The following is a 1,676-nucleotide window of genomic DNA, read 5'->3' on the forward strand; positions in this document are numbered from 1 at the left end:
CTTCGAGACGGCGCGCTTCGAATTGGTCAGGTTGCGGAAGCCGTTCTCCCAGTAGGACAGGTTGACGACGCCAAAGCCCGGCAGCTTGTCGGCGATGTATTTCCCGAACGCCCCGTCGAGGATGGCGTCGGCCTCCTTCTCGTTGGTGAACAGGAAGGGCAGGTCGAAGACGCCGAGTTCCGGCATGATGCCGACCAACGGCGAGGTCGAGGTGATCACCATCTCCTGCGTGCCGGCGCGAAGGGCCTGCGCCGCCTGCAGGTCGCCGCCGAGCGCACCGCCCCAGAAGGCCTGCAGCTTGAGCTTCCCGCCGGACTTCTCGGCCATGCAGCCCCTCATCTTGGCGACGCCGTTGCCGACCGGGTGGTCCTCGTTGATGCCGTTGGAGACGCGGATGTTGCGCTCCTTGATCTGCGCCTGGGCGGAGCCGGCGAGCGCCGCAAGGGCGACGCCGGCGAGGAGCGAAAGGATACGGGCAGTCATGGTCATGGTCTTCTCCCTATGTTCTTCGGTTTCTTGTCGAAAGTCAGCGCCCGCTCAGCCAGGCGAGCGGCACCATCACGAGCTGCGGAAACAGCACGAGCAGGAACATCGCGATGGATTGCGCGATGAAGAACGGCCAGACGCCCCGGATCACGGCGCTCATCGGTACCCGGGCAACGCCGCAGACGACGTTGAGCACGATGCCGACCGGCGGCGTGATCAGGCCGATGGCGTTGTTGATGATGAAGAGCACGCCGAAATAGATCGGGTCGATCCCCGCCTGCTTAACGATCGGCATCAGCACGGGCGTCAGGATCAGGACCGTCGGTGTGAAATCGAGCGCCGTCCCGACAGCCATGACCAGGAGCATGATGATGATCATCAGCACCGTCTTGTTGTCCATGAAGGGCTGGAGCAGAACTGAGAGCTCGGCAGGGATGTTGGCCTGCGTGATCAGCCAGGCCGATACGACGGCTGCGGCTACGAGCAGCATCACGGCGCTCGTTGTCTTGGCGGCAAGCAGCGTGACCTTGTAGAGGTCTCGGACCTTTAGTTCGCGATAGACGAACATGCCGACGATCAGCGCATAGACCGTCGCAACGACGGCAGCTTCCGTTGGCGTGACGATCCCAAAGCGGATGCCGCCGAGTATCGCGACCGGCATCAGCAAGGCGAGCGATCCGTCCCAGGTTGCCTTGAGCCTTTCGGCGCCCGTCCTACGGGGCAGTACCGTGACCTTGTCTTTGCGGCAGACAATCCACCAGGCGATGACCAGCGACAGCCCGATCAGCAGTCCCGGGAAGACGCCGGCGAGAAACAGCCGGGTGATCGAGAGGTTGGCCGCGACGCCGAAGACGATGAAACCGATCGAGGGCGGGATGATCGGCGCGATGATGCCGCCCGACGCAATCAGGCCAGCGGAGCGGCCTACATCGTAGCCGGCGCTGCGCATCATCGGCAGCAGGATCGAGGCGAGCGCAGCGGTGTCGGCGGCAGCCGACCCCGACAGCGAGGCCATGATGATCGCGGCGAAGATCGCGACATAGCCGAGACCGCCATGAAGGTGTCCAACCAGTGACAGCGCGAAATTGACGATGCGCTTCGACAAGCCGCCGGCATTCATCAGCTCGCCGGCGAGCAGGAAGAAAGGGATCGCAAGAAGCTGGAAGGAATCCGCTCCGATGATCATGTTC

The 1,676-nt window shown here is 63.5% G+C and carries 2 protein-coding genes; both read right to left on the reverse strand.

Features of this window, described 5'->3' with window-relative positions; genetic code table 11:
- Positions 1 to 483, reverse strand: a 483-nt coding sequence (dctP, locus tag AC1DVA_RS28120; RefSeq protein ID WP_476808089.1) for a TRAP transporter substrate-binding protein DctP, incomplete at its 3' end; no start/stop codon positions are given.
- 43 nt (positions 484 to 526) lie between these two features.
- On the reverse strand, positions 527 to 1,676 hold a 1,150-nt coding region (locus AC1DVA_RS28125; protein WP_476808088.1), incomplete at its 5' end, for a TRAP transporter large permease.

Source organism: Allobosea sp. P4_C6 (genome assembly GCF_056402015.1).